Genomic DNA, 24,954 nt, shown 5'->3' on the forward strand with positions numbered 1-24,954 from the left:
CCTTTCCTACACTGATAGTAGCCCTAAGTCCTACGTAATGCTTGAACGAAACCACAACGAACTATTACTGAATTCATCAAAATCCTGACGGATCGTTCAAGCAATGGCGCGGGTGTCTTGCAGGACCGCAGTCTTGCTGGCTTGCTGCAGGTCGATCCATGCGTTGAGGTTAGCGCCGAGCATACCCTTTCGCCACATCAGCCAGGTGGTCGCAGTGGCAAAAGGCCCTGTCAGCGGATGAACGGACACGCTGTCCTTGCCTGGCAGGCTCTCAAGCATGGATTCGGACATCAACGCCACCCCGGAGCCAGCGATCACGCACGCCAGCATGCCCTGATAAGACTCGATCTCAATTGCCCGCCCCATGGCCACGCGCTCGTGGGAAAACCAGGTTTCCAGGCGCGCGCGATAGGCGCAACTGCGACGGAAGGTGAACACCGAGCGTCCCGCGACATCCTGGGGCCCTCGCACGGGTGGGTGGTCGGCCTCGCAGATAAGCACCAGGCGTTCTTCGCACAGAGGCACACCGTCCAGGGAGGCGATCGTGATGGGGCCGTCCACAAATGCCGCATCCAGACGGCCAGTAATCAGGCCTTCGAGCAACTCACCGCTGGGCGCCGATTGCACCTGCAGATTCACCATCGGATAAGCCTTGTGATAGCCCGCCAGCAGCTTCGGCAAATGCACCGCCGCCGTGCTGTACATGCTGCCTACCACGAAATCGCCGGCCGGTTGCCCGCCTTGCACCGCGCCGTGGGCTTCGTCATGCAGGGCCAGCAGACGGGTGCTGTAGTCCAGCAACACCTTGCCAGCAGGAGAAAGCTGCAAGCGCTGGCGTTCACGTACGAATAGCTCGACGCCAAGCTGCTCCTCCATTTGCTTGAGGCGCGTCGACAGGTTCGATGGCACTCGATGCAAGCGCTCAGCCGCGCGCGTAATGGAGCCCTCTTCCGCCACCGCCTGGAAAATGCGCAATTGACTGAACTCCATACCTTTCTCCAAAACTGAATAAGTTACTCACTATTATTCATTTTTGCAGAAAGTCAATCCGCTTTAGCCTGAGGGTATTCGTTTACCCGCAGGAAAACTGACCATGTCTCCATTAGTCCGCTTACTCGCCAGCTTTGTCGCCCTGATGATGGCGATGGGCATTGGCCGCTTCGCCCTCACTCCCCAAATGCCCCATCTGCTCAGTGAAGGGCAGATCGATCTGACCGGCGCCGGCCTGATCGCCGCCGCCAACTACCTGGGCTACTTCGTCGGCGCGGTGGATTCGATCTTCGCACGCAGCCACCACCATGTCCGTGGGCGCTTATATGGCGGGTTGTGGTTGTGCGTGCTGCTGACGCTCGCCTCGTACTGGGCCCACGGGTTCTGGCCGCACCTGTTGCTGCGCTTTGGCACCGGGGTCGCGAGCGCCTGGGCGTTGGTGATGATCACTAGCCTGAGCCAGCCGCTGGCGATTGCCGCCGGACGTCCGCGCCTGGGTGCCTTGGTTTTTGCCGGACCGGGGCTGGGGATTTTGTTGACTGGCTTACTGGCGTTGGGCTCGAACCTGATGGGGCAAAATTCGGGCACATTGTGGCTGGTGTATGGCGGGGTGGCGCTGGTGATGTTGCTGGCCATCCTGCCTTTCCTGCCGAAGCCCTCCGCCAGCGGCACGCCCGTTGTCGGCCAGACCGATGCTGGAAGCAACGGCAGCATCGCGCACTTGTGCTGGATCTATGTGTTGTACGGTCTTGGCTACATCATTCCGGCGACGTTCCTGTCGCAGATGGCCAGCGCGCAATTCAAGGGTGCCTGGCAAGCCGACCTGTTCTGGCCGTGCTTTGGCTTGGCCGCCGCGATTGGCGTGGTGGTGGCGACCCTGCGCCGCAAGGACCCAGACACCACTCGCCGCTGGCTGATGACCACATTGTGGCTGCAAGCAGCCGGGGTGTTTGCCTGCTTGCTGGGCAATGGCTGGGGCCTGGCACTGGGGGTGTTGCTGTGCGGCGGACCGTTCCTGGCTTGCATGCAGTTGGTGATGGCCCGCCTGCGGGACGTTGCCCCCCACGGCTATCAGCGCAGCACCGGACTGCTCACCGCCAGCTTCGCCATCGGCCAATTGAGCGGCCCCTTGCTGGCCTCGGTCAGCAGCCACCTGAGTGGTGGGCTGCAACCGGCACTGGTAGTCGCCGGTGCCGGATTACTGGTGGCGGGCTCGATTCTGGTCAGCCGGCAACCAGCGGCGCAGGCACGCGCACCTGTTCACGCCGCGCCAACACCAGGAAAAACAGCCCACCCAGGAAGCAGCCGGTAAACCAGGCAAAGTTGGCCATGCCCTGCAACGCCGGGGTAAAGGTGATCGCGACGCCCACCAGCGTCGCGGGCACCAGCGCCTTGACCGCCGTCCAGTTCACGCCGCCGTCGAAGTAATAGCGCCCGCTCGGGCTGTCATCGAACAACGCGTCCACGTCGATCTGCTGTTTTTTGATCAGGTAGAAATCCACCAGCAGAATGCCGAACAGTGGCCCAATGAAGGCCGCGAGAATATCCAGGGTGTAGTGGATCATCAGCGGGTTATTGAACAGGTTCCACGGTGTGATGAAGATCGACGCCACGGCGGCGATCATCCCACCCGCGCGCCAGCTGATCTTGCTCGGCGCGACGTTGGCGAAGTCAAAGGCTGGGGACACGAAGTTGGCGACGATATTGATGCCGATGGTTGCGGTGACAAAAGCAAAGGCGCCCAGCAACACCGCCATGCTGTTATCGATGCGCGAAACCGTGGCGATCGGGTCATGCAACATTTCGCCAAACACCGGCAAGGTGCCCGAGACGATCACCACGGTGACCAGGGAAAACGCCAGGAAATTCACCGGCAGCCCCCAGAAGTTGCCGCGCCGTACGTCCCGCATGCTGCGGCAGTAGCGGCTGAAGTCGCCGAAGTTCAGGGTCGGCCCGGAGAAGTACGACACCACCAACGCCGTCGCCACGATCACCTGGCCAAATGCCTGCCAGCCCGACAGGGATTTCTCTGCCAGGGTGAAGCTGATGTTCGACCAGCCCGCCTTCCACACGATCCACCCCGCCAGGGCGAACATCACCGCATACACCACCGGCCCGGCCCAATCGATAAAACGCCGGATGGACTCCATGCCGGCCCAGAACACCGCCGCTTGCAACAGCCACAGGCTGAGGAAACCAAACCAGCCAAGGTAAGACAAACCCGCAAAATGCGGCTCCGCGTACACCGCCATCTGTGGGAAGAAGCGCAGCACCACGATGATCAAGGCGCTCGACGCCAGGTACGTCTGAATCCCGTACCAGGCCACCGCGATCAAGCCGCGAATCACCGCAGGAATGTTCGCACCAAACACGCCAAACGCCAGGCGACAGATCACGGGATAAGGCACCGCAGCCTGCTGGCTCGGTTTGGCTACCAGGTTGGCGATCACTTGCACGATGCAGATACCGGCGAGCAAGGCGATCAGTACCTGCCAACTGGCCAAGCCCAAGGCGAACAGACTGGCGGCAAACACATAACCGCCGACGCTGTGCACGTCGCTCATCCAGAAAGCGAAGATGTTGTACCAGTTCCACTTTTGCGGCAGCGGGCCCAAGTCCTGGTTGTACAGGCGCGGGCTGTAGCCTTTGGGCAATTGTTCGGTCATCGCGGGGCTCCTCGAAATACCGGCCTGCACTTCCGTCACGGGGTGCATACGGGAGGCGGCATGGTTTGTATACGAGGTATTCAGCAGAATGCGTGCCAATTGAACGCAATCCCTCTGGAACGGTGTTCCAAAGGGAGGGGGACAGGCTTGGATACAGGGCCTACGCTCAGCAACGGTGCACAAAATTCCTGTACACAATCAGCGCTGCACTCGATGTGCACACAGATAACCCACCGTGCAGCACGCTGCGGTCAAGAAGGTGCCCCACGCCATGTCCATGACCGCCAACTGCGCAGACCAACCTTGCAGCGTGGCCCAATTGCTCAAGTCATAGGTGCCATAGGCGACCAGGCCCAACAAGGCGCCCAGGCGTGCAGCGCGTTGCCAGCTTGCGCTTGGCAAGACAACGAACACCACGCAACCGAGCACATAAAGCAGATAAAAGAGTGTGGCGGGCAACAGACGGGGTTGGTCCAGCATCAGTGGACCCAGCAGGGACTTATAGGTGGGCCCCATGAGGACACCGAGCCAGAGGCCGTCCAGGATCAGGAAGGCGAACAACGTGCCGAAGTAGGCGAACAGCGATTTCTTGCTCATTGATGCAACCTCTGTAGACGCCGACGGGCGTCTACAGAAGAGCAAAGCGAACTCAGCTTAGTTCAATGCGATCCGCGTGAATCACAATCTGGCCTTGCTTGTACAACGCACCAATGGCCTTCTTGAAGTTGCCCTTGCTCACGCCGAACAAGTTGCTGATCACCGCCGGATCACTCTTGTCGCTGACCGGCAAGCTGCCGTTGTTTTCACGCAACTTGGCGAGGATCTTCGAGTTGAGGCTGGAGGCCGCTTCCTGGCCGACCGGTTGCAGGCTCAGGCTGATGTTGCCATCGGCGCGGATCTCTTTGATAAAGCCCTTCTCTTCTTTCCCTGGGCGCAGGAACTTGAACACTTCGTTCTTGTGGATCAGGCCCCAGTGCTTGTTGTTGATGATCGCCTTGAAGCCCATGTCAGTGGCTTCGGCCACCAGCAGGTCGACTTCCTGGCCTACCTGGTAGTTGGCCGGCGTCTTGTCCAGGTAGCGATCCAGGCGTGCAGTGGCGGTGATGCGCTTGGTGTGTTTGTCGAGGTAGACGTGCACCACGCAGTATTCGCCTGCGGTCATCTGGCGTTTTTCTTCCGAATACGGCAACAACAGGTCCTTGGGCAAACCCCAGTCGAGGAACACACCAATGCTGTTGACTTCCACCACTTTCAAACTGGCGAATTCACCCACTTGAACTTTGGGCTTTTCAGTCGTGGCGATAAGTTTGTCATCGCTGTCCAGATAAATGAAAACGTTAAGCCAGTCCTCATCTTCACTGGGAATATCTTTGGGGATATACCGATTAGGCAAGAGGATTTCGCCATCTTGCGCACCGTCCAGGTACAAACCAAAGTTAGTGTGTTTAACCACTTGCAAGCTGTTGTAGCGCCCGACCAAAGCCATTTTCAATACCCTCATTACGTGGGCGGCATTCTACCCGAGTTGCGCCCGCCACGCGCGCGTGCCTGAAAAATCGCGGGTTGCCATGGCTCCGCCCCACTCGTCTGATCAATCGGCCCATTTTTTCCGCGCAGTCAGCCGCGGACAGCTGCAGGGTTTCGAGTTAAAACAGTAAGTTAGGGGATTATTTCAAGGATGAACTTCGGCTATTTCCTACTACCGCACTTATTCCCGGAGGATATTTGCCAAGCAATTGTCAAGTATTTCCTGTACGATGCCTGGCCAAGTTAATTTTCTACAGGTTAGTGGCCGCCATGCGCGTAAAAGCATCCAACAGCAAAGCAAAGCCAGCTCCCGCCGTTGAAACCAGCGAATCGATCAACAGCCAGATTGCTGCATTCCTCAAGTCCGGCGGCGAAATCCAGCAGATTGCCAAGGGCGTGAGCGGCCAGACTTTCGGCCCATCCAAGCAGATCAGCCTGGGTAAGAAGTAATACCGCGCAACACACCTGGTCCCTAAGCGTCTTGCCATCAAGGCGCTAGGACTAGAGCCCGAAATACCTCTGCAATACCTTCAGAACCACGCGAATCGACGAACGGGCCTCATCGCTTGGCATTCGCCGGTATGCTTGCACACGTCTAGCACGGGCATCTGCCCGACTTTCTCTGTCACTGCTCCTCGCTTTTCATGGAGTGAAGCATGTTCAAACCCTGCATATTCCTGGTCGGTGCCCTGATTGCCAGCCCTCTCGCCGAAGCGCAGATCTTCCAGCGTGAATTGGGTGACTTCGACTTGAAATTGGGCACGACGCCCAGCCGCAGCATGGCCCAGGGCCTGGTCAAGCCAACGTCTCCCGGCAGCGATTCGTTCCATGGCGGGTTGGACTTGAGCCACGACAGCGGCCTGTACTTCGGCCAGTTTTCACCGAACATGGGCCTGTCCTCGTCCAGCAACCTCGAAGTCGATTCCTACATGGGCTTCAAGCACCCCTTCGACCAGACCTTGGGCTACGAAGTGGGTCTGATCCACTACAGCTACCCCAGGCTCAGCCCCCTCGACAGCCAGGAGTTCTACGGCGGCCTGAACCTGCTGGGCAATCGCTTCGGCGCCTCCTTCAGCAACGACCCGGACCGCCAGGACAGCACCCTGTTTGCCGACCTCGGAGGCACCCAGCCGTTCGGCATTGGCGTCAGCATGAAATACACCACTCATCAGTTGGGCACCCCGGTCTCGGTGGACGGCGGCTCCATTCGGGCCTTCAGCGACTGGTCGGTGCAATTCTCCCGGCAGTGGATGGGCGTGGACTTGAACCTGATCTACAGCGATTCCAGCCTCAGCGGCGGGGATTGCTCGGCCTATTCCGGACACAACTCGCAATGCGATGGGCTGTTGACGTTGAAGGCTGCGCGGTCGTTTTATTGAGGGGCTGAACTGTCGCACCCGGCGCGGGTTCACATGTGATAACCCACTCTGCGAAGGACCCGCCCATGCTGCGTCGGCTCAAACTATTGGTGGTACTGCTGACCCTGAGCCTGGTGCTCACCGGTTGCAATCGCGTGGGCCTGGCCTATCGCAACCTCGACGTGATCATCCCCTGGACCCTCAATGACTACCTGGACATGAATGCCGGGCAGAAGAGTTGGTTCAACGACAAGCTCAAGGAACACCTGGCCTGGCACTGCACCACGCAATTGCCGGGTTACCTGGATTGGCTGGACCGCCTGCAACAGATGGCCAACGACAATCAGGTCACCGACGCCGCGCTTCAGGCCCGGACCACCGAGGCCAAACAGGCCATCGACGAAGTCGCCCGTGAAATCACGCCCTCCGCCATCGAACTGCTCCAAGGCCTGGACGACCAGCAGGTCAACGAAATGAGCGACGCCCTGGCCAAGGACCTGCGCAAGCGCCAGGACGAATACCTCAAGCCGCCCCTGGCCCAGCAGATCAAGGACCGCGCCGAGCGCATGAGCAAACGCCTGGACGCCTGGATCGGCCCGCTCAGCGCCAGCCAGCAGAACCGCGTGACCGCCTGGTCCATCGCTCTGGGCGAGCAGAACCAGGCATGGATCGGCAACCGCGCCCGCTGGCAGGCGCAGTTTATCGACGCCGTGCAACAGCGCAAAAACGCTGACTTCCCACAAAAAATGCACCAGTTGCTGGTGGACCGCGAAAGCCTGTGGACCCCGCAATACCGCAGCGCCTATGCACAGACGGAAGCTGCGGCCCGCAGCCTGATTGTCGACGTGATGGCCGAAAGCACCGTGCAACAACGGCAGAAACTCACCCAGAAAATCGACAAGGTGCGCAGCGATTTCCAGGCGCTTAAATGCCTGAAGAGCGTGCAGCCCTAGCGGGGTGCCAAGGTTCCCAACCAGGCCACCAGCCCCAGGATCAGCACCACCGCCCCAAACTCCAGGGTGATGCTACGACGCAAGGCTTCACGCGCCGCTCGGTGATCGCCCGCCGCCAGCGAGCGTTGAAGCAACGGCGTCAAGTGCGAGCGATTAAGCGCGGCCAGCCCCAACATCAATCCAAACAAGCCCAACTTCAAGCAAAGCAGGATCGCGTAGGCGCCGCCCGTAATGCCATCCAGGTTCGGCCCGACCACAAACAGATAATTCGCCACGCCCGTTCCGATCAGCACCGCGACGAAGACTGCGCCGACACGCTCGAAGCCCGCCAAGGCATGTGCCAACACTGGCACCGCCTGCTCAGAGGTACTTCTCAACATCAGACTGAACGCCGCCAATGCCCCGACCCAACCCGCCGCCGCCAGCAGATGCGCACTGTCGCTGAGGAGATGCCACAGCCCCAAGGAGCCCTCATGCATCACGCCATGCCCGGCCCACGCCAGCGTCACCAACGCGACGCCGCCGAACAAGCTGGCCAATCGGGTATTCAGCGCAACCAGAACCAGCGCCGAAACACGCAACCACCACGTCCAGCCCAGTTCGGTCTGCCAGAGCATCATCTGCAGGTGCGTCCACAGTGTCGGCCAATCTTCGGCGCCGCTCATGGCCTGGGTCATGGACAATAACGACGCCACCGATAGCAGCAAACCCAGCCCCGCCAACCGGCGCAGCAGCGGCTTCAGATTCAGCAACCTGCTGTCTGCATACAGGCCAAACAGCCCCAGGCCAAACACCAGCATCAAGTCCAGATAAAGGGCGAAGCGCAGTAAAACCGGGACCAGTTCACTCATGGCTGGACGCTGAACACCACGTTGCCAAGGATCGGGTGCGTGTCGGACGACACGGCCCGCCAATCGACCCGATAGGTTCCGGTCGTCAGCGTGGAAGCCGGTTTGATCAGCATCACTTTGGGGTCGGTACTGGCGGCGACACTGGCCTTTACCGGCATCGGCGAATTGGGCATGCCGGGCATATCGGTCATGATCAGCTTGGCACCGGAAAACTGCGTCAACAGGTTTTCCGAGAAGCGCAGTTCAATGACTGCGGGTGCCGCGCCCCGGGCACCGGATGCCGGGCTGGAAGACAGCAGCGTGGGATGGGCTGAAGCCGCCACGCTGGTGCACAACACAACGCCCGCCAGGGCGGTTTTCAACATCGACATGCAAGGCTCCAGGCCGCTCGTGGCGGCGAGTTATAGGAAAAATAGAAACGTCAGAACCACAGGCGCACACCCACGACCCAGCGCACTTGGTTCGTGTCTTCGCCTTCATCCCTGGCGTATTGCGCGGTCTGGCCGTAGCTGCGATTCCAGGTCACGCCCACATAGGGCGCAAATTCGCGGCGCACTTCATAACGCAGCCTCAGGCCCAGCTCACTGTCTGACAGGCCCGAACCAACACCGCGCTGCGGATCGTTGCGCCCATAAAAGTTGAGTTCGGCGGTGGGTTGCAGGATCAGCCGATTGGTCAGCAGGATGTCGTAGTCGCCCTCCAGCCGCGCAGCAGTGCGCCCTGCCTCACCGACAAACACCGTGGCTTCGGCTTCAAAGTTGTAAAGAGCCATGCCCTGCGCGCCGAACGCGGCCCAGGTCTGGCCGTCACCGGGTTTGAAGTCCTGGCGCACACCGCCAACAAGGTCCCACCAAGGACTGATGGCATGCCCCCACAACGCCTGGACTTCAGCGCTTTCGGTGCGACCGGCACTGCGCTCGCCTTCGCTGCGCAGCCACAGGCGATCGATATCACCACCGACCCACCCCTTGATATCCCAGTTCAGCGCGCCCTCACCCTCGCCGCCCTGCCATTCCAACTGGTTGATCAGCAGCAGGGAATTGATGCCACTGTCGTGAACCCTATGCCCACCGGGCGCGTTGTAGACCGCAGCGCGATCGGCGTCAGTCAACACGGGAATCGGTGTGCGACTCTCGGTAAGCGCCGGTGTCGCCGGGCTCATGCCCTGGAACTCGTCGGCCTGTGCCAACGGAACAAACGCCAACGCGATTAAGCCGGATAAGACACGACGGCTCATGTTCGTTTCCTTATTCATGCACGCGTACCTCACGGAACATGCCCATTTCCATGTGATACAGCAGGTGGCAGTGATAGGCCCAACGCCCCAGCGCATCGGCGGTCACCCGGTAGCTGCGCCGGGAACCCGGCGGCATGTCGATAGTGTGTTTGCGTACCTGGAACTGGCCGTTTTCGTCTTCCAGGTCACTCCACAGACCGTGCAGATGAATGGGGTGACTCATCATGGTGTCGTTGACCAGCACCAGCCGGACTCGCTCGCCGTAAGTCAGTTGCAAAGGCTCGGCGTCAGAAAACTTCACGCCATTGAAGGACCAGGCGAACTTCTCCATATGCCCGGTGAGGTGCAGTTCAATGGTGCGGCTGGGATCACGCCCGTCGGGGTCCTCAAAGGTGCTGCGCAGGTCGGCATACGTCAGGACACGCCGGCCGTTGTTGCGCAAGCCGATGCCGGGATCGTCGAGCTTGGGCACCGGGCTCATGGCCTGCATATCCACCAGCGGGTTGTCTTGCTCGCTGGCCGGATGGGCCTGCATCGACATGGCACTGTGATCCATGCCCGCCATCTCCGGCATGTCCGCCATGGCGCCGTGGTCCATCCCTCCCATGCCCATGTCGTCCATGGTGATCCAGGGGCGCGGGTCCAGTGCCGGCACGGGGGCCGTCGCCCCGGTTTGTCGGGCAAGCGTACCGCGGGCATAACCACTGCGGTCCATCGACTGAGCGAACAGCGTGTAGGCCTTGGCCGTCGGCTCGACCAGTACATCGAAGGTCTCCGCCACGGCGATACGGAACTCGTCGACGCTCACCGGCTGCACTGGCTGACCATCGGCGGCAATCACGGTCATCTTCAGCCCCGGAATGCGCACATCGAAGTAGCTCATTGCCGAGCCGTTGATAAAGCGCAAGCGGATCGTCTCGCCAGCCTGAAACACACCGGTCCAATTGCGCTCCGGCGGCTGGCCGTTGAGCAGGTAGGTATAGGTCTCGCCGCTGACGTCGGCCAGGTCCGTGGGGTTCATCTTCATCTGCGCCCACATCAGGCGGTCGGCAGCCGTGGCCGACCAGCCCTGCTTGCCGACATCCCGGATAAAGTCGCCCACGGTGGGCTTGTGCAGGTTGTAGTAGTCGGACTGTTTCTTGAGGGTTTTCATCAAGGCGACAGGGTCTTCGTCGGTCCAGTCCGACAACATCACCACGTAGTCGCGCTGGTAGGTGTACGGCTCGGGATCCCTCGGTTCGATCACCAGCGGGCCATACACGCCCTGCTGCTCCTGAAACCCGGAATGGCTGTGGTACCAGTAAGTGCCGTGTTGCTTGACCGTGAATTGGTAGACAAACACGCCACCCGGCTCGATGCCCTTGAAGCTCAAGCCCGGCACACCGTCCATGGTCGACGGCAGGAGAATGCCGTGCCAGTGGATCGACGTCGGTTCGGCCAAGCGGTTCTTCACGCGCAAAGTCACGGTGTCGCCTTCGCGCCAGCGCAGCAGCGGGCCGGGCAAGCCGCCATTGATGGTCAGCGCCGTGCGGTGGCGTCCGGTGAAGTTGACGGGAGTCTGGTCGATGAACAGATCAAACTCGGTGCCTGCCAGCACCGTGGGCTGGCCGGGGCTGGTCAAGGCCCAGACCGGGCTGCGCCAGAGCCCAGATCCAGCGAGCAAGCCGCCGGCAGCCAGGCCTTTGACGAAGGTTCGTCGGGAGGTATTGGAGTGCATGCCGATTCAATTCCATGAGTTGAATGGCAGCAGAGTAGGCAGGGCCGGCTGTCAGCCAGCTTAGCGGCAGATTACCGATCTGACAGTTTCGCCCCGGCGTTGCGAGCGTGCCGGGGCGTAATGGGTATCAGGCGATCTGGGCCTTGGAGGCCACCTCGGCGAAAGTCGCCGGGTCCAGCGCGTCGGATTGCTCATCCAGCACCTGGCGTGGGTGATCGTTGCCCGGAATCGAACTGTCGATCAGCGCCAGCAACTGCGCGCCCATCGGGGTCAGGATGAAATTCTCGCCATTACCGCCCTCGTCTTCGGGGCGCGATTCGATAAAGCCGCGCTTGAACAGCAGCGCTTCATAATCCGCAGCCGTCTTCTTGAGCGCGTCCAGATTGCCGGTGGACTCGCCCGCCGTGGCCTTCTCGGCCGCTTCCTGCTCGGCGTATTTGCGCGGGGCGAAGCTGCCCTCGCCGTTCTGCACTTCATGCAGCAGACGTTCTATCAGATCCCAGTTGTAAGTCGTCATCCTGATTCCTCCTGCGGGCGGGTGGAAAGTAGCCCGTTAAGAGGTGTGACCCGCCACGTCACTGGCCGTTCAGCTCAGGAGACGAGCGTCATTGGCGTGAACTTTCCAGGGACCCACGACCTCCACTGAGTATCACTGCCAAGGAGGTCCACCCATGAAAACCCTGATGAACCTGGCCATCGCCGCCGCGTTGTTGACCGCCCTGCCCGCCTGGGCCTGTACGCCAGACGAGGCTACCGCCAAGCGCGAGCAACTGGCTCAGGAAGTGGCCAAGCTGACCGAGCAGAACCCGACCAAGGCCAAGGAGATGAACGACGAGCTGCAAAAGATGGACTTGGACACCGAAAGCGCGGAATTCCCCGACAAGTGCCAGTTGATCGATGCTCGCCTGAAGGAGCTCAAGGAAGCAGCCGCCAAGGCCAAGAACTGACGGCATAAAAAAACCGGACAATCGTCCGGTTTTTTCACATCACCTACGCCTTATTCGGCAGCAGGGGCTTCCGGCTTGCGGCGCTTGAGCGGCGCCATGCCGTCCTTACTGACGAGCGACAGGTTGTCGGTCTTCGGCCGGTTGGCGATCTTGCGCTTGGTCGGCGACTTCGCGCCGGTTTTCTTCTTGTCGCCCTTGGCGTCGGTCTTTTTCTTCTTCACGCCAACGGCCTTGCCCGACGCCTTGACCTTCTTCGGCCCGGTGTAGGTGCCTTTGACCTCCTTGATGGTGCGGCGCTCGAACGACTGCTTGAGGTAGCGCTCGATGCTCGACATCAGGTTCCAGTCGCCGTGGCAGATCAGCGAGATCGCCAGGCCATCGTTACCGGCACGCCCGGTACGCCCGATACGGTGCACGTATTCGTCGCCACTGCGCGGCATGTCGAAGTTGATCACCAGGTCCAGGCCGTCCACGTCCAAGCCACGGGCGGCGACGTCGGTGGCCACCAGGATTTTCACGCCACCCGCCTTGAGGCGGTCGATGGCCAGCTTGCGATCCTTCTGGTCTTTCTCGCCGTGCAGCACGAACGCCTTGTATTCCTGGGCCACCAGGCGGCCATAGATGCGGTCGGCGGCGGCGCGGGTGTTGGTGAACACGATGGCTTTCTGATAGGTCTCGTTGGCCAGCAGCCAGTTGAGAATCTGCTCTTTGTGCACATTGTGGTCGGCGGTGACGATCTGCTGGCGCGTGGTCGCGTTCAGGTCGCTGACGTTGTTGACCTGCAGGTGCTCAGGGTTGTTCAGTACCTTGGCGACCATGTCGCGCAGGGTCGAACCACCGGTAGTGGCGGAAAACAGCATGGTCTGCTGGCGATTGACGCATTCGCCCACCAGACGCTGCACGTCGTCGGCAAAGCCCATGTCGAGCATGCGGTCGGCTTCGTCCAGCACCAGCACTTCGACTTCCTTGAGGTCGAGGTTGCCGGCATTGAGTTGCTCGATCATGCGGCCCGGGGTGCCGATCAGGATGTCCGGCACCTTGCGCAGCATGGCGGCCTGGACCTTGAAATCTTCACCGCCGGTGATGATGCCGGACTTGATGAAGGTGAACTGCGAGAAACGCTCAACCTCCTTCAGGGTCTGCTGGGCCAGCTCGCGAGTCGGCAGCAGGATCAGGGTCTTGATGCTGACGCGAACCTTGGCCGGGCCGATCAGGCGGTTCAGCACAGGCAGGACGAAAGCGGCGGTCTTGCCGCTACCGGTTTGAGCTGTCACCCGCAGGTCACGCCCTTCGAGCGCGAGCGGGATGGCCGCTGCTTGCACAGGCGTAGGCTCGACAAATTTAAGCTCGGCCACGGCTTTGAGCAGGCGTTCGTGCAGGGCGAATTGGGAAAACACGGGTGCTACCTCGAAGAAATACAAAAAATCAGCTGCATAGGTTACCGGTTTCGGGCGCCCAAACCGAGTTTCTTTACGCGAACAGTGCTAATCGACCGCTTTTTTGTCAGGGCATTTGTCCATGACATCAACTTTGTTGCACTTAAATGCTCTAATCGCCCCGTGTTGTCTTATAGAAGAATCGGTTTCACCCATGGATATCAAACAGCTCTGGCTCAACGTCCAAGACCTCTGGGGCGCCCTCGACGAACACCCGCTGCTGCATGCCAGCCTCGGCTTGCTGGTGTTGCTGGTGGTGGCCCTGTTGCTCGGACGAGTGGCACGTTACCTCATCCTCCACGCCGTCAAACTGCTCGGCCGGCAACCGGCCCTGCACTGGCTCAACGACCTGCGGCACAACAAGGTGTTCCACCGCCTGGCGCAGATGACGCCGTCGCTGGTAATCCAGTTTGGCCTGTACCTGGTGCCAGACCTGAGCAAGACCGCCATCCTGTTCATCGGCAATGTGGCCCTGGCGATCACCATCCTGTTCCTGGTGCTGGCCGTCAGCGCCCTGCTCAACGCCCTGCTGGACATCTACGCCCGCACCGAACACGCGCGCACCCGCTCGATCAAGGGCTACGTGCAGTTGGCGAAGATGGTGCTGTTCGTGTTTGGCGCGATCATCATCGTCGCCACCCTGATCGACCGCTCGCCACTGTTGCTGCTGTCAGGGCTTGGCGCCATGTCGGCGGTGATTCTGTTGGTATACAAGGACACGCTGTTGTCGTTCGTCGCCAGCGTGCAGTTGACCAGCAACGACATGCTACGGGTCGGCGACTGGATCGAAATGCCCCAGGTCGGCGCGGATGGCGACGTGGTGGACATCACCCTGCATACGGTCAAGGTGCAGAATTTCGACAAGACCATCGTCTCCATCCCCACCTGGCGCCTGATGTCCGAGTCGTTCAAGAACTGGCGCGGCATGCAGGCCTCCGGTGGGCGACGCATCAAGCGCAGCCTGTTCATCGACGCCAGCGGCGTGCGCTTCCTACGCGACGACGAAGAACTGCGCATGACCCAGGTGCACTTGCTCACCGACTACATCGGGCGCAAGCAGGCCGAACTCAAGGCCTGGAACGAAGCCCAGGGCCACAGTGCGCAGCTCTCGGCCAACCGCCGCCGCATGACCAACCTCGGCACCTTCCGCGCCTACGCCCTGGCCTACCTGAAAAGCCACCCGGACATCCAGCCGAACATGACCTGCATGGTGCGCCAGATGCAAACCACCGCCCAGGGCGTGCCGCTGGAGATCTACTGCTTCACCCGCACCACGGCGTGGGCAGATTACGAGCGGATCCAGGGGGATATTTTTGATTACCTGCTGGCGGTGCTGCCGGAGTTTGGCTTGAGCCTGTATCAGCAGCCGAGCGGGAATGACTTGCGTGCGGGGGTGTTGCCGGCGGTGTTGGGGGCCAGTCATTTGCCGGCACCGGAAAAAGCCGTGATATAGCGCTATTGAGTTTTTGAAGCTGGTTGGGTGGCCGGACGCTTCGCCGCCTCCCTCCAGTGACTCCAATCGACCAATGCAGTAGGGAGTCGATCATGGCTTTTTAACCAGGCGCACAACCCAGGATCAATCCACTGCACCACCTCTGTGATATCCCGATGCAAGGCAAATAGCGGTTGCCATAGGAGTGGCTCGTGGTGGAAACAGCGATTTCGCAGGTCCCTCGCATTGTTCAGGCGGCTACGAATAACGTCGGCTTTTTTGGCGTTTCTTGGGCAGTAGAAAAATACCTTCATCAAAGGCTTGGAAACATCCGGAAAGGCCTTTCGATTGAACAGTGAAGTCCAGAAGCCAAAGCTCAACTCAGCCGTGATGTCGTCCGGACCTGGGTCGACACCTCTTTTCATGAGCGCCGTACGCGCGTCGTCCACTTTTTGATAGCTGGAGCGAAGCTCTGGATTGGTGCTTGCCTTGAAGGCCTCGTACCAGTCGTCACGTCGGTACTCGCGCACCATCTCGCGCTGAATACTGTTGCGCAGCCCAACTTCAAGCACGTGAAAAATCGAGACCAGGGACTCTGCGATCCTCATATTGTGCACATAGGCAGCAGCGGCATGCTCTTGATTGCCCTGATGCCCCTTGAGGTAGCGGTTCATTCGTGGTGTGGAGAGCTTTGCCTCCAACGTTTGCCAGACCATTTACCCGCAAGCTCCCTTCAGCGCAAAGAAATGTACAAGCGCGAGCGATAGTGCAGACAGGTTTTTTCGCTTGAAATAAACATACTGTTGCCAAATGGTGCAGTTGACCTAAACCGGCGCCAGATGGGGTTGACGTAAAAAACGCGGCTGGTAATCTGAGCCCGCAGCCCTAGGAACCTCCACTCCCGTGCGACACGAAACGGTGACGAGACTAGGTTATGTGACGGCCCCGCTTTGCGGGGCCTCCTCATTTCTGGCGATTCAACTTTTTGCTACGACGCTTTTTTCACTGCGTCACTGCCCGGTTGAATGCCCAACCGACTGATCCACACCGCCGCCAAAATCACCAACCCACCCAAGGCCAGTCGCCCTAACGGCTCATGCTGGTTCCAGATCAGCAGGTTCAGCAGCAACCCCACCGGCACATGCAGGTTGTTCATCACCGCCAGGGTGCCGCCCTGCACCAGGCAAGCGCCCTTGTTCCACCAGTACATGCCCAGCGCCGTGCTGACCAGCCCGAGGAACACCAGCACGCCCCATTGCAACGATGCATCGGGCAGGAAGTTGGCCTTGCCGAACAGCAGGAACGCCGGCAGCACCACCAGCAAAGCGCCCACGTAGAAGAAACCAAAACGCCGGTAATGCGGCAGTTCGCTTGGGTAGCGCTTGACCAGGTGCTTGTACATCACCTGTCCGGCGGCGTAGGTGAAGTTGGCCAGTTGCAGCAGCAGGAAGCCTCCAAGGAAGTGCGGAGTGATCTGGTCGAAACGGATCACCGCCGCGCCCGCCACCGCCACCAGCGCGGCAATCAACGCCCAGGGGTTGAAGCGCCGGTTGAGCGCATCCTCGATGAGCGTCACGTGCAACGGCGTGAGGATGGTGAACAGCAACACTTCGGGCACCGTAAGCACGCGAAAGCTCAGGTACAGGCACACGTAGGTCACGCCGAACTGCAACGCGCCAATCACCAGCAGGCCGCGCATGAAGCCCGGTTCCACCGAGCGCCAGCGCGTCAACGGGATGAATACCAAACCGGCCAGCAGCACGCGCACCAGCACGGCGAAGTAGCTGTCGACGTGACCGGCGAGGTATTCGCCGATCAAGCTGAAGGAAAATGCCTGAATCAGGGTGACAACCAGTAAGTAGCCCATGTGCGCCTCGTTTCGAATGGGCGGGACATTAAAGGTTTTCGGCGTTTGAAGAAACTCGGGGCAAAAAAAACCCGACCTCGCTAAAGCGGCAGTCGGGCAGGAGCACTCAGGAGCAAAAGTGCAAAGGGAGGTTCGTTACGCGTACTTGAAGGGCTTGCGTGGAGCTAGATAAACATCGCGGGATTATCTGGCGATTAAAGGATCACGCTACCTGTGCCAACAACGCCTTGGCGTGGTTGATGCCCTTTTCCTGGAAGTCCCCGCTCAGGTTCACCCCTTCGGCGTGGATGAAGGTCACGTCGTGAATCCCGATAAACGCCATGACCTGACGCAGGTAGGGTTCCTGGTGATCGGAACTGGCCCCGGTGTGAATACCACCGCGCGCGGTGAGCACGATGGCGCGCTTGCCGGTCAGCAGACCCTGTGGCCCGGTGGCGGTGTACTTGAAGGTCACACCGGCCCGCAACACGTGATCCAGCCAGGCTTTGAGGGTGCTGGGGATGGCGAAGTTGTACATCGGCGCGGCCATCACCAGAACGTCGGCCGCCAGCAGTTCGTGGGTCAATTCGTCCGAGCGGTCCAGGGACGCCTGCTCGCTGTCGTTGCGCTGATCCGCCGCTTTCATCCAGCCGCCGAGCAGGTTGGCGTCCAGGTGTGGAACCGGGTTGAGGGCCACATCGCGCACGGTGATCTGATCGGCCGGGTGAACGGCCTGCCACTGGCTGATGAATTGCTGGGTCAGTTGGCGGGAAATCGAATCCTGCTGGCGAGCACTGCTTTCGATGATCAGAACATTGGACATGGCTTTGTAGGCTCCATCGGAAATTGCTGTAAGGCGATGGAGTGGAGATTAAACAGAGCCAATTCGATAAAAAAGCGCAAAAAACTGCTATAACCCATCTATAAATTTGTTTATAAGCGGAGCATGCTCCGCTGCTCGGTCACTTCGGTGCGCAAGCCAGGGCGATCCGCATCTTGATAATGGCGCGAGTGAACTTGACCGTGGTGTTGGTGCTTTTGCCCGCTGGCACCGTGACCGTGCGGCGACGCGGCGATTCCGGGCCGTTGGTGAAGATTACCGAGCAGACCGCGTCTTGAGTGCCGTAGTTATTGAGCTGGATCGAGCTGATATCGCCGTCCACGTCAGAGGCGGTGTAATCGATGCTGACACCGTCGATCTTTTTCGTCACGTCGATGGGGTAGGCAAACGCACTCAACGGCAGCAGCGCCAGCAACACACAACAGAATTTTCTCATTCGGCAGTCTCCAATAAGGACTGTCAGCTTAGGACAAGAGGAACCCATCTTGAAAGCGCCCCGCGTTACCCTCGATCAATGGCGCACGCTGCAAGCCGTGGTCGACCATGGCGGCTTCGCCCAGGCGGCCGAAGCGCTGCACCGTTCGCAGTCCTCGGTGAGCTACACCGTGGCCCGCATGCAAGACCAGCTCGGCGTGCCGCTGCTGCGCATTGACGGGCGCAAGGCCGTGCTCACCGATGCCGGTGAAGTGCTGTTGCGCCGCTCCCGGCAACTGGTGAAAAACGCCAGCCAATTGGAAGACCTCGCCCACCATATGGAACAGGGCTGGGAAGCCGAGGTGCGGCTGGTGGTAGACGCGGCCTATCCGAACGCACGCCTGGTGCGCGCGCTTACCGCGTTCATGCCGCAGAGCCGGGGTTGTCGTGTGCGCCTGCGTGAAGAAGTGCTGTCGGGCGTGGAAGAGTTGTTGCTCGATGGCATGGCCGACCTGGCCATCAGCGGGTTCATTATCCCCGGCTACCTGGGCACGGAAATGAGCGATGTGGAATTCATTGCCGTGGCCCATCCGGACCACTCATTGCACCGCCTGAACCGCGAGCTGAACTTCCAGGACCTGGAAAGCCAGATGCAGGTGGTGATTCGCGACTCCGGTCGCCAGCAACCGCGTGATGTGGGTTGGCTTGGCGCCGAACAGCGCTGGACCGTCGGCAGCCTGGCCACCGCCGCCACCTTCGTCAGCAGCGGCCTGGGCTTTGCCTGGTTGCCGCGCCACCTGATCGAACGCGAAATGAAGGAAGGCCTGCTCAAGCAGCTACCCTTGGAAAAGGGTGGAAGCCGCAACCCGACGTTCTACCTGTACTCAAACAAGGACAAACCCTTGGGGCCCGCCACGCAGATCCTCGTGGAACTGCTGCGCACCTTTGACACCGCCCCGTTGGACGCGCCTTTCGCCGCCCCGCAGCAAGCCTGAAACGGAGTTCATGCATGGCCTGGTTCGACCACGAAGGATGCAGTCTGCACTACGAGGAATACGGCCACGGTACGCCGCTGATCCTGATCCACGGCCTGGGTTCCAGCAGCCAGGATTGGGAACTGCAGATTCCAGTGCTGGCCAGGCATTACCGACTGATCGTGGTGGATGTGCGCGGCCATGGCCGTTCGGACAAACCGCGCGAACGCTACAGCATCCAGGGCTTCACCTTTGATCTGCTGGCGCTGATCGAACACTTGGACCTGCCACCCGCCCATGTGGTCGGTCTGTCCATGGGCGGCATGATTGCCTTCCAACTGGCAGTGGACGAACCCGCACAGGTCAAGAGCCTCTGCATCGTCAACAGCGCGCCAGAGGTGAAGGTGCGCAGTGCCGATGATTACTGGCAATGGGCCAAGCGCTGGAGCCTGGCGCGCGTGCTCAGCCTGGCCACTATCGGCAAGGCGCTGGGCGACCGTTTGTTTCCCAAGCCGGAGCAAGCCGACCTGCGCCGCAAGATGGCCGAACGCTGGGCAAAAAACGACAAACGTGCTTATCTCGCCAGCTTCGATGCCATTGTGGGCTGGGGCGTGCAGGAACGACTTTCCAGAATCACCTGTCCAACCCTGGTCATCAGCGCCGACCACGATTACACCCCCGTGGCGCAGAAAGAAAACTATGTAAAACTGCTGCCCGATGCGCGGCTGGTGGTGATCGAGGATTCCCGCCATGCCACGCCCTTGGACCAACCCGAAGTCTTTAACGCAACCCTGCTCGATTTTCTAAAGACAGTCGAAACCACTACCCAGGATCACTGACCCATGTTGAAAAAAATCGCCTTCTTCGCCGGTTCCGTACTGTTCGCCGCCAACCTGATGGCCGCCGAGCCCGCCAAGGCGCCCCACGTATTGATCACCACCACCAACGGCGACATCGAGATCGAACTGGACCCGGTCAAGGCGCCGATCAGCACCAAGAACTTCCTGGCCTATGTCGACAAGGGCTTCTACACCAACACGATTTTCCACCGCGTGATCCCAGGCTTCATGGTCCAGGGCGGCGGGTTTACCGCACAGATGTCGCAGAAGCCGACCGAAGCACCGATCAAGAACGAAGCCAGCAACGGCCTGCATAACGTGCGTGGCACGCTGTCGATGGCGCGCACCAATGACCCGAATTCGGCCACCAGCCAATTCTTCATCAACGTGGCTGACAATGCCTTCCTCGACCCGGGCCGCGATGCCGGTTACGCCGTCTTCGCCAAAGTGGTCAAGGGCATGGACGTGGTTGATGTGATCGTCAACTCGCAGACCACCACCAAGCAGGGCATGCAGAACGTGCCAATCGATCCTGTTGTGATCAAGTCGGCCAAGCGCATCGACTGAGGTCAGCAGGGCGTTCTTCAGGTAGTCCCGCGCGCTGCCCACAAGGCCGCGCGCGCATTTGAAAGGAGAGCCCGCCCCGCGGGCGTCATACCTAATGCTCTATCGTCGTTTTGAACAACTGATCGATATTTTCCGCGACGCCCCCAGCGAAGCCCCGCCCGACAAAGTCTTGCCCTTCTACCTCTACTACCTGCGCCAGGTGTGGCCGCATTTCGCCGCCTTGCTGGTGGTGGGCCTGATCGGGGCGCTGATCGAAGTCGCACTGTTCAGCTACCTGAGCCGCATCATCGACCTGGCTCAGGGCACGCCGCCGGCCAACTTCTTCCAGGTGCACAGCACCGAGCTGATCTGGATGGCCGTGGTCGCCCTGCTGCTGCGCCCGATTTTCGGCGCCCTGCATGACCTGCTGGTGCACCAGACCATCAGCCCTGGCATGACCAGCCTGATTCGCTGGCAAAACCACAGCTACGTGCTCAAACAGAGCCTGAATTTCTTCCAGAACGACTTCGCCGGGCGAATTGCCCAGCGCATCATGCAGACCGGCAACTCCCTGCGCGACTCTGCCGTGGCGGCAGTGGATGCGATCTGGCACGTGGCGATCTACGCCATCAGTTCCCTGGTGTTGTTTGCCGAAGCTGATTGGCGCCTGATGATCCCGCTGGTGACCTGGATCATTTGCTACAGCCTGGCGCTGCGCTTCTTCGTGCCACGGGTGAAGGAGCGCTCGGTGATTTCCTCCGAAGCGCGCTCCAAATTGATGGGGCGCATCGTCGACGGTTACACCAACATCACCACCTTGAAGCTGTTCGCCCATACCCGCTATGAGCAGGAATACGCCAAGGAAGCGATCATCGAACAAACCGAAAAAACCCAGTTAGCTAGCCGCGTCGTCACCAGCATGGACATCGTGATCACCACCATGAACGGCCTGCTGATCGTCACCACCACCGGCCTGGCCCTGTGGTTGTGGACACAGTCGTTGATCTCGGTGGGCGCGATTGCCCTGGCCACGGGTTTGGTGATTCGTATCGTCAACATGTCCGGCTGGATCATGTGGGTGGTCAACGGCATTTTCGAGAACATCGGCCAGGTGCAGGACGGCCTGAAAACCATCGCCCAGCCACTCGCCGTGATCGACCGCGACAACGCCCCGCGCCTGAGCGTGCCACGGGGCGAAGTGCGTTTCGAACAGGTGGACTTCCACTACGGCAAGAAGAGCGGAATCATTGGCGGCCTGAACCTTGAGATCAAGGCCGGTGAAAAGATCGGCCTGATCGGGCCGTCGGGTGCCGGCAAGTCGACGTTGGTCAACCTGCTGCTACGCCTGTACGACCTGCAAGGCGGACGCATCCTGATCGATGGCCAGAACATCGCCGACGTCGCCCAGGAAAGCTTGCGCGAACAGATCGGCATGATCACCCAGGACACTTCGCTGCTGCACCGCTCGATCCGCGACAACCTGCTGTATGGCAAGCCCGACGCCACCGACGAAGAACTCTGGGCCGCCGTGCACAAGGCGCGTGCCGATGAGTTCATCCCGTTGCTGTCGGATTCCGAAGGCCGTACCGGGCTGGATGCGCACGTCGGTGAGCGCGGGGTGAAGCTCTCTGGCGGGCAACGTCAACGTATCGCCATTGCCCGCGTGCTGCTCAAGGACGCACCGATCCTGATCATGGACGAAGCCACCTCCGCGCTGGATTCGGAAGTGGAAGCGGCCATCCAGGAGAGCCTGGAAACCCTGATGCAAGGCAAGACGGTGATTGCGATCGCGCACCGGTTGTCGACCATTGCACGGATGGACCGCCTGGTGGTGCTTGAGAAAGGCCAGATTGCCGAGAGCGGCAGCCACGCCGAGTTGCTGGCCCATGGCGGGTTGTATGCGCGGTTGTGGCAGCACCAGACGGGTGGGTTCGTCGGTATCGACTAACCCCTCTCACTGTAGGAGCGAGCTTGCTCGCGAAAAACGTCAACGATAACGCGGGCAGCCTGGTTTTAACTGGCGTCCTGGCGTTCTTCGCGAGCAAGCTCGTTCCTACACTTTTGCCGCAATCCTGCTGTAATCAGTGCAGTGCCCAGAGGGGCGCTGAAGTAAATCTGCAAGGAGCATCACTGATTTACGGATCCGGTAGAGCGATCTATCAAGGACGGGTTGCATGTCTTTGTTCAAGCGTTCAATCACAGAGGGGCTAGGTACATTTTGGTTGGTGTTGGGCGGTTGTGGGAGTGCGGTGCTGGCCGCAGCGTTCCCTGCAGTCGGGATCGGGTTGTTGGGTGTGTCCCTGGCATTCGGGCTCACGGTGCTGACCATGGCCTTCGCCATCGGGCACATCAGCGGCTGCCACCTCAACCCGGCCGTGTCAGTGGGGTTGGTGGTAGGCGGACGATTTCCTGCCAGGGAACTGCCCGCGTACATCGTGGCGCAGGTGGTCGGCGGTACGATCGCCGCTGCGTTGCTGTATTTCATTGCCAGCGGCAAACCGGGGTTCGAACTGGCGTCGGGCCTGGCGTCCAACGGCTATGGCGAGCATTCACCGGGCGGGTATTCGATGGCGGCGGGGTTTGTCTGTGAGCTGGTGATGACCGCCATGTTCGTGGTGATCATCCTCGGCGCCACCGATCGCCGTGCTCCGCCGGGCCTCGCGCCCATCGCCATCGGCCTGGCGTTGACACTCATCCACCTGATCTCCATTCCCGTGACCAACACCTCGGTCAACCCGGCGCGCAGTACCGGCCCGGCCTTGATCGTCGGCGGGTGGGCGATCCAGCAGTTGTGGATGTTCTGGCTCGCGCCGATCCTTGGCGCGGTAATCGGTGGTGTGACCTACCGCTGGCTGGGCAAGGAGGCGCCTGCCTAACCCCTTTGTAGGAGCGAGCTTGCTCGCGAAAACCGTCAACGATGACGCAGCGCATCTGGTTTTACGCGGCGCTCTCAGGTTTTTCGCGAGCAAGCTCGCTCCTACAGGGGACCCGAGCGTTACACCTGCCGATAAGGCAGGGCTGCCCTCGCCTGCTCAGCATACGCCACGATCCCCACCCGCTCGCGCTCGAGGAAATCTTCCACGGCGTTCTTTAATCCCGGATGGCGCAAGTAGTGCCATGACCGTGTAATCACGGGTTCAAACCCACGAATCAACTTGTGCTCGCCCTGTGCCCCCGCATCAAAGCGTTGCAGGCCGTGGGCGATTGCGTAGTCCATGCCCTGGTAGAAACAGGTTTCGAAGTGCAGGCGGTCGAATTCCGCCAGGCAGCCCCAGTAGCGGCCGTAGAAGCTGTCGCCGCCGATCAGGCTGAAGGCCATGGCCACCGGGCGAGTGCCTTGTTTGGCCAGGACCACGCGGATCGCTTCGGGCACGCGCTCGGCCAGCAGGCTGAAGAAAGCGCGTGTCAGGTACGGTGATTGGCGGCGGATGGCGTAGGTGTTGGCATAGCAGGCGTAGACAAAATCCCACTGGGCTTCACTCAGCTCATGGCCTTGCAGCCACTCGAAGTCGATGCCCTGCCCCGCCACTTGTTCGCGCTCTTTACGCATCTGTTTACGTTTGCGTGAACTCAGCGCATCAAGAAAATCCTGGAAGTCTCGATAACCCCGATTCTGCCAGTGAAACTGACAGCCCAGGCGCTGCAACCAGCCCGGTTGTTGGGCCATTGCCGTATCGGCCAGTTCGTCAGTGAAGTTGATGTGGGCACTGGAGAGCCCTTCGATTTCCAGGTAACCCGGCAGGCTTTTCAGCAGTTCAAAACCCTCCTCTGCACTCGCCGCCAATAGGCGTGGCCCGCTGACCGGGCTGAACGGCACGGCAGTCAACAGCTTGGGGTAATACTCAATACCAGCCCGCTCGCAAGCATCGGCCCAACCGTGATCAAACACGTATTCGCCATAGGAATGCCACTTGCGGTAACTGGGCAGTGCCGCCACCAGCCGATCTCCTTCCCAATGCAGCAAATGCTCCGGCTGCCATCCCGATTGCGGGCCGAGGCTGGCGCTGTCTTCCAAGGCGCTCAGAAAGGCGTGCCGTACGAACGGCTGGGCCTGTGGCACCAGCGCATCCCAGGCTTGCGGGGCGATCTCGGACAGGCTGTCCAGGCGTTGCAACGGCATCGGCATCCTCACTGGTTTGGGGCGTGAAAGCCTGGCGAGTATCGCTGATTGCCGGCCTTGGTACACCCCCGTTTCGCACGACAAGGCTCTAAACCAATAGTTCCGAACGTGAAAAATTTGTCATCTAGATGACATCACTTCGCCACTGCTCCGTCATAAACGATCGTGATACTGACGCCTGTTTTTAGAGCGCCTGGTTCTACCCGGCGGCTATTTTTCCGTCCGTCATCGGTCGGTTGTGTCCTGGATGGTTTGCCATC

At 60.3% G+C, this 24,954-nt stretch carries 26 protein-coding genes and 1 pseudogene; 12 read left to right on the top strand and 15 right to left on the bottom strand.

Translation table 11 applies throughout. From position 1 onward, the window contains the following. Positions 1-96: 96 nt before the first annotated feature. Positions 97-990: a LysR family transcriptional regulator gene (locus CI807_RS28680; RefSeq protein WP_095017157.1), complete on the bottom strand. Its 894-nt coding sequence runs from the start codon at positions 988-990 to the stop codon at positions 97-99. A 103-nt stretch (positions 991-1,093) separates the two neighbouring features. On the opposite strand from CI807_RS28680, the gene CI807_RS28685 reads away from it, so the two are divergent. Further along, entirely contained in the window at positions 1,094-2,302 is a 1,209-nt protein-coding gene (locus CI807_RS28685) for an MFS transporter (protein WP_095017158.1), read from the top strand. On the opposite strand, the gene CI807_RS28690 is transcribed toward CI807_RS28685, so the two are convergent. From CI807_RS28690 to CI807_RS28700, 3 genes are all read right to left on the bottom strand, one after another. After that, positions 2,214-3,656 carry an NCS1 family nucleobase:cation symporter-1 gene (locus CI807_RS28690; protein WP_095017159.1) on the bottom strand — a complete coding sequence of 481 codons (1,443 nt, stop codon included), beginning with the start codon at positions 3,654-3,656 and terminating at the stop codon, positions 2,214-2,216. The two genes, CI807_RS28685 and CI807_RS28690, sit on opposite strands and share 89 nt — an antisense overlap. 198 nt (positions 3,657-3,854) lie before the next feature. Next, complete coding sequence (locus CI807_RS28695; protein WP_095017160.1) at positions 3,855-4,253, bottom strand: DUF2177 family protein; 399 nt, start codon at positions 4,251-4,253, stop codon at positions 3,855-3,857. A 52-nt stretch (positions 4,254-4,305) separates the two neighbouring features. After that, positions 4,306-5,142, bottom strand: coding sequence for a S1 RNA-binding domain-containing protein (locus CI807_RS28700; protein ID WP_017845295.1), 837 nt, complete (start codon positions 5,140-5,142; stop codon positions 4,306-4,308). Between the two features lie 311 nt (positions 5,143-5,453). Here CI807_RS28700 and CI807_RS28705 point away from each other — a divergent pair, with 311 nt between their 5' ends. The 3 genes from CI807_RS28705 (at position 5,454) to CI807_RS28715 (ending at position 7,494) form a co-directional block, all read left to right on the top strand. After that, entirely contained in the window at positions 5,454-5,633 is a 180-nt protein-coding gene (locus CI807_RS28705) for a hypothetical protein (protein ID WP_003193095.1), read from the top strand. Positions 5,634-5,839: 206 nt separating this feature from the next. Then, on the top strand, positions 5,840-6,562 hold the full coding sequence (locus CI807_RS28710; protein ID WP_016979367.1) for a TorF family putative porin: 723 nt from the start codon (positions 5,840-5,842) through the stop codon (positions 6,560-6,562). A 65-nt stretch (positions 6,563-6,627) separates the two neighbouring features. Beyond that, a complete protein-coding gene (locus CI807_RS28715) occupies positions 6,628-7,494 on the top strand; it encodes a DUF6279 family lipoprotein (RefSeq protein WP_095017161.1) in 867 nt (288 codons plus the stop codon). Here CI807_RS28715 and copD read toward each other — a convergent pair. The 5 genes from copD to CI807_RS28740 form a co-directional block, all read right to left on the bottom strand. Further along, positions 7,491-8,345, bottom strand: coding sequence for a copper homeostasis membrane protein CopD (copD, locus tag CI807_RS28720; RefSeq protein ID WP_095017162.1), 855 nt, complete (start codon positions 8,343-8,345; stop codon positions 7,491-7,493). The two genes, CI807_RS28715 and copD, sit on opposite strands and share 4 nt — an antisense overlap. Then, on the bottom strand, positions 8,342-8,716 hold the full coding sequence (copC, locus tag CI807_RS28725; protein WP_095017163.1) for a copper homeostasis periplasmic binding protein CopC: 375 nt from the start codon (positions 8,714-8,716) through the stop codon (positions 8,342-8,344). The genes copD and copC overlap by 4 nt, the downstream gene beginning before the upstream one ends. 50 nt (positions 8,717-8,766) lie before the next feature. After that, positions 8,767-9,582: a copper resistance protein B gene (locus CI807_RS28730; protein WP_095017164.1), complete on the bottom strand. Its 816-nt coding sequence runs from the start codon at positions 9,580-9,582 to the stop codon at positions 8,767-8,769. Between the two features lie 10 nt (positions 9,583-9,592). Beyond that, positions 9,593-11,299: a copper resistance system multicopper oxidase gene (locus CI807_RS28735; protein ID WP_095017165.1), complete on the bottom strand. Its 1,707-nt coding sequence runs from the start codon at positions 11,297-11,299 to the stop codon at positions 9,593-9,595. A 127-nt stretch (positions 11,300-11,426) separates the two neighbouring features. After that, a complete protein-coding gene (locus CI807_RS28740) occupies positions 11,427-11,816 on the bottom strand; it encodes a transcriptional regulator (protein ID WP_095017166.1) in 390 nt (129 codons plus the stop codon). 154 nt (positions 11,817-11,970) lie between these two features. Between CI807_RS28740 and CI807_RS28745 the strand changes: the two genes are divergently transcribed. After that, positions 11,971-12,246 carry a hypothetical protein gene (locus CI807_RS28745; RefSeq protein WP_028617399.1) on the top strand — a complete coding sequence of 92 codons (276 nt, stop codon included), beginning with the start codon at positions 11,971-11,973 and terminating at the stop codon, positions 12,244-12,246. Positions 12,247-12,296: 50 nt separating this feature from the next. Here the strand turns inward: CI807_RS28745 and CI807_RS28750 are convergent, their stop codons facing one another. Beyond that, positions 12,297-13,643: a DEAD/DEAH box helicase gene (locus CI807_RS28750; RefSeq protein ID WP_016979359.1), complete on the bottom strand. Its 1,347-nt coding sequence runs from the start codon at positions 13,641-13,643 to the stop codon at positions 12,297-12,299. Between the two features lie 193 nt (positions 13,644-13,836). Here CI807_RS28750 and CI807_RS28755 point away from each other — a divergent pair, with 193 nt between their 5' ends. Beyond that, on the top strand, positions 13,837-15,135 hold the full coding sequence (locus tag CI807_RS28755) for a mechanosensitive ion channel family protein (RefSeq protein WP_095017167.1): 1,299 nt from the start codon (positions 13,837-13,839) through the stop codon (positions 15,133-15,135). Between the two features lie 2 nt (positions 15,136-15,137). On the opposite strand, the gene CI807_RS28760 is transcribed toward CI807_RS28755, so the two are convergent. The 4 genes from CI807_RS28760 to CI807_RS28775 form a co-directional block, all read right to left on the bottom strand. Continuing rightward, a complete protein-coding gene (locus tag CI807_RS28760; RefSeq protein ID WP_095017168.1) occupies positions 15,138-15,830 on the bottom strand; it encodes an Abi family protein in 693 nt (230 codons plus the stop codon). A gap of 272 nt (positions 15,831-16,102) precedes the next feature. After that, on the bottom strand, positions 16,103-16,981 hold the full coding sequence (locus CI807_RS28765; protein WP_095017169.1) for a carboxylate/amino acid/amine transporter: 879 nt from the start codon (positions 16,979-16,981) through the stop codon (positions 16,103-16,105). Between the two features lie 202 nt (positions 16,982-17,183). Continuing rightward, positions 17,184-17,783 (bottom strand): FMN-dependent NADH-azoreductase, encoded by a 600-nt coding sequence (locus tag CI807_RS28770; RefSeq protein ID WP_095017170.1) that lies wholly within the window; start codon positions 17,781-17,783, stop codon positions 17,184-17,186. Between the two features lie 139 nt (positions 17,784-17,922). After that, positions 17,923-18,237, bottom strand: coding sequence for a 3-phosphoglycerate kinase (locus CI807_RS28775; RefSeq protein ID WP_095017171.1), 315 nt, complete (start codon positions 18,235-18,237; stop codon positions 17,923-17,925). A 49-nt stretch (positions 18,238-18,286) separates the two neighbouring features. On the opposite strand from CI807_RS28775, the gene CI807_RS28780 reads away from it, so the two are divergent. From CI807_RS28780 to CI807_RS31980, 6 genes and pseudogenes are all read left to right on the top strand, one after another. Continuing rightward, positions 18,287-19,210 (top strand): LysR family transcriptional regulator, encoded by a 924-nt coding sequence (locus tag CI807_RS28780; protein ID WP_095017172.1) that lies wholly within the window; start codon positions 18,287-18,289, stop codon positions 19,208-19,210. Positions 19,211-19,224: 14 nt separating this feature from the next. Then, positions 19,225-20,028, top strand: coding sequence for an alpha/beta fold hydrolase (locus tag CI807_RS28785; RefSeq protein ID WP_095017173.1), 804 nt, complete (start codon positions 19,225-19,227; stop codon positions 20,026-20,028). 3 nt (positions 20,029-20,031) lie between these two features. Beyond that, positions 20,032-20,595 carry a peptidylprolyl isomerase A gene (locus CI807_RS28790; protein ID WP_016979352.1) on the top strand — a complete coding sequence of 188 codons (564 nt, stop codon included), beginning with the start codon at positions 20,032-20,034 and terminating at the stop codon, positions 20,593-20,595. Between the two features lie 94 nt (positions 20,596-20,689). Further along, positions 20,690-22,522 (top strand): ABC transporter ATP-binding protein, encoded by a 1,833-nt coding sequence (locus CI807_RS28795; protein WP_095017174.1) that lies wholly within the window; start codon positions 20,690-20,692, stop codon positions 22,520-22,522. A gap of 226 nt (positions 22,523-22,748) precedes the next feature. Continuing rightward, positions 22,749-23,450: an aquaporin Z gene (gene aqpZ / locus CI807_RS28800; protein WP_095017175.1), complete on the top strand. Its 702-nt coding sequence runs from the start codon at positions 22,749-22,751 to the stop codon at positions 23,448-23,450. A 19-nt stretch (positions 23,451-23,469) separates the two neighbouring features. Beyond that, positions 23,470-23,556, top strand: a pseudogene (locus CI807_RS31980) (outer membrane lipoprotein carrier protein LolA); the annotation flags it as partial. A gap of 13 nt (positions 23,557-23,569) precedes the next feature. On the opposite strand, the gene CI807_RS28810 reads toward CI807_RS31980, so the two are convergent. Further along, positions 23,570-24,694 (bottom strand): GNAT family N-acetyltransferase, encoded by a 1,125-nt coding sequence (locus CI807_RS28810; protein ID WP_095017176.1) that lies wholly within the window; start codon positions 24,692-24,694, stop codon positions 23,570-23,572. Between the last annotated feature and the right edge of the window lie 260 nt (positions 24,695-24,954).

The sequence above is a fragment of the Pseudomonas sp. NS1(2017) genome, from assembly GCF_002269425.1.
Taxonomy (GTDB): Bacteria; Pseudomonadota; Gammaproteobacteria; order Pseudomonadales; family Pseudomonadaceae; genus Aquipseudomonas; species Aquipseudomonas reactans.

Excerpts from the sequence above, each read along its gene's own strand:
- CI807_RS28680 (WP_095017157.1), bottom strand. The coding sequence starts at position 990 with ATGGAGTTCAGTCAATTGCGCATTTTCCAGGCGGTGGCGGAAGAGGGC.
- CI807_RS28685 (WP_095017158.1), top strand. The coding sequence starts at position 1,094 with ATGTCTCCATTAGTCCGCTTACTCGCCAGCTTTGTCGCCCTGATGATG.
- CI807_RS28690 (WP_095017159.1), bottom strand. The coding sequence starts at position 3,656 with ATGACCGAACAATTGCCCAAAGGCTACAGCCCGCGCCTGTACAACCAG.
- CI807_RS28695 (WP_095017160.1), bottom strand. The coding sequence starts at position 4,253 with ATGAGCAAGAAATCGCTGTTCGCCTACTTCGGCACGTTGTTCGCCTTC.
- CI807_RS28700 (WP_017845295.1), bottom strand. The coding sequence starts at position 5,142 with ATGGCTTTGGTCGGGCGCTACAACAGCTTGCAAGTGGTTAAACACACT.
- CI807_RS28705 (WP_003193095.1), top strand. The coding sequence starts at position 5,454 with ATGCGCGTAAAAGCATCCAACAGCAAAGCAAAGCCAGCTCCCGCCGTT.
- CI807_RS28710 (WP_016979367.1), top strand. The coding sequence starts at position 5,840 with ATGTTCAAACCCTGCATATTCCTGGTCGGTGCCCTGATTGCCAGCCCT.
- CI807_RS28715 (WP_095017161.1), top strand. The coding sequence starts at position 6,628 with ATGCTGCGTCGGCTCAAACTATTGGTGGTACTGCTGACCCTGAGCCTG.
- copD (WP_095017162.1), bottom strand. The coding sequence starts at position 8,345 with ATGAGTGAACTGGTCCCGGTTTTACTGCGCTTCGCCCTTTATCTGGAC.
- copC (WP_095017163.1), bottom strand. The coding sequence starts at position 8,716 with ATGTCGATGTTGAAAACCGCCCTGGCGGGCGTTGTGTTGTGCACCAGC.
- CI807_RS28730 (WP_095017164.1), bottom strand. The coding sequence starts at position 9,582 with ATGAGCCGTCGTGTCTTATCCGGCTTAATCGCGTTGGCGTTTGTTCCG.
- CI807_RS28735 (WP_095017165.1), bottom strand. The coding sequence starts at position 11,299 with ATGCACTCCAATACCTCCCGACGAACCTTCGTCAAAGGCCTGGCTGCC.
- CI807_RS28740 (WP_095017166.1), bottom strand. The coding sequence starts at position 11,816 with ATGACGACTTACAACTGGGATCTGATAGAACGTCTGCTGCATGAAGTG.
- CI807_RS28745 (WP_028617399.1), top strand. The coding sequence starts at position 11,971 with ATGAAAACCCTGATGAACCTGGCCATCGCCGCCGCGTTGTTGACCGCC.
- CI807_RS28755 (WP_095017167.1), top strand. The coding sequence starts at position 13,837 with ATGGATATCAAACAGCTCTGGCTCAACGTCCAAGACCTCTGGGGCGCC.
- CI807_RS28760 (WP_095017168.1), bottom strand. The coding sequence starts at position 15,830 with ATGGTCTGGCAAACGTTGGAGGCAAAGCTCTCCACACCACGAATGAAC.
- CI807_RS28765 (WP_095017169.1), bottom strand. The coding sequence starts at position 16,981 with ATGGGCTACTTACTGGTTGTCACCCTGATTCAGGCATTTTCCTTCAGC.
- CI807_RS28770 (WP_095017170.1), bottom strand. The coding sequence starts at position 17,783 with ATGTCCAATGTTCTGATCATCGAAAGCAGTGCTCGCCAGCAGGATTCG.
- CI807_RS28775 (WP_095017171.1), bottom strand. The coding sequence starts at position 18,237 with ATGAGAAAATTCTGTTGTGTGTTGCTGGCGCTGCTGCCGTTGAGTGCG.
- CI807_RS28785 (WP_095017173.1), top strand. The coding sequence starts at position 19,225 with ATGGCCTGGTTCGACCACGAAGGATGCAGTCTGCACTACGAGGAATAC.
- CI807_RS28790 (WP_016979352.1), top strand. The coding sequence starts at position 20,032 with ATGTTGAAAAAAATCGCCTTCTTCGCCGGTTCCGTACTGTTCGCCGCC.
- CI807_RS28795 (WP_095017174.1), top strand. The coding sequence starts at position 20,690 with ATGCTCTATCGTCGTTTTGAACAACTGATCGATATTTTCCGCGACGCC.
- aqpZ (WP_095017175.1), top strand. The coding sequence starts at position 22,749 with ATGTCTTTGTTCAAGCGTTCAATCACAGAGGGGCTAGGTACATTTTGG.
- CI807_RS28810 (WP_095017176.1), bottom strand. The coding sequence starts at position 24,694 with ATGCCGTTGCAACGCCTGGACAGCCTGTCCGAGATCGCCCCGCAAGCC.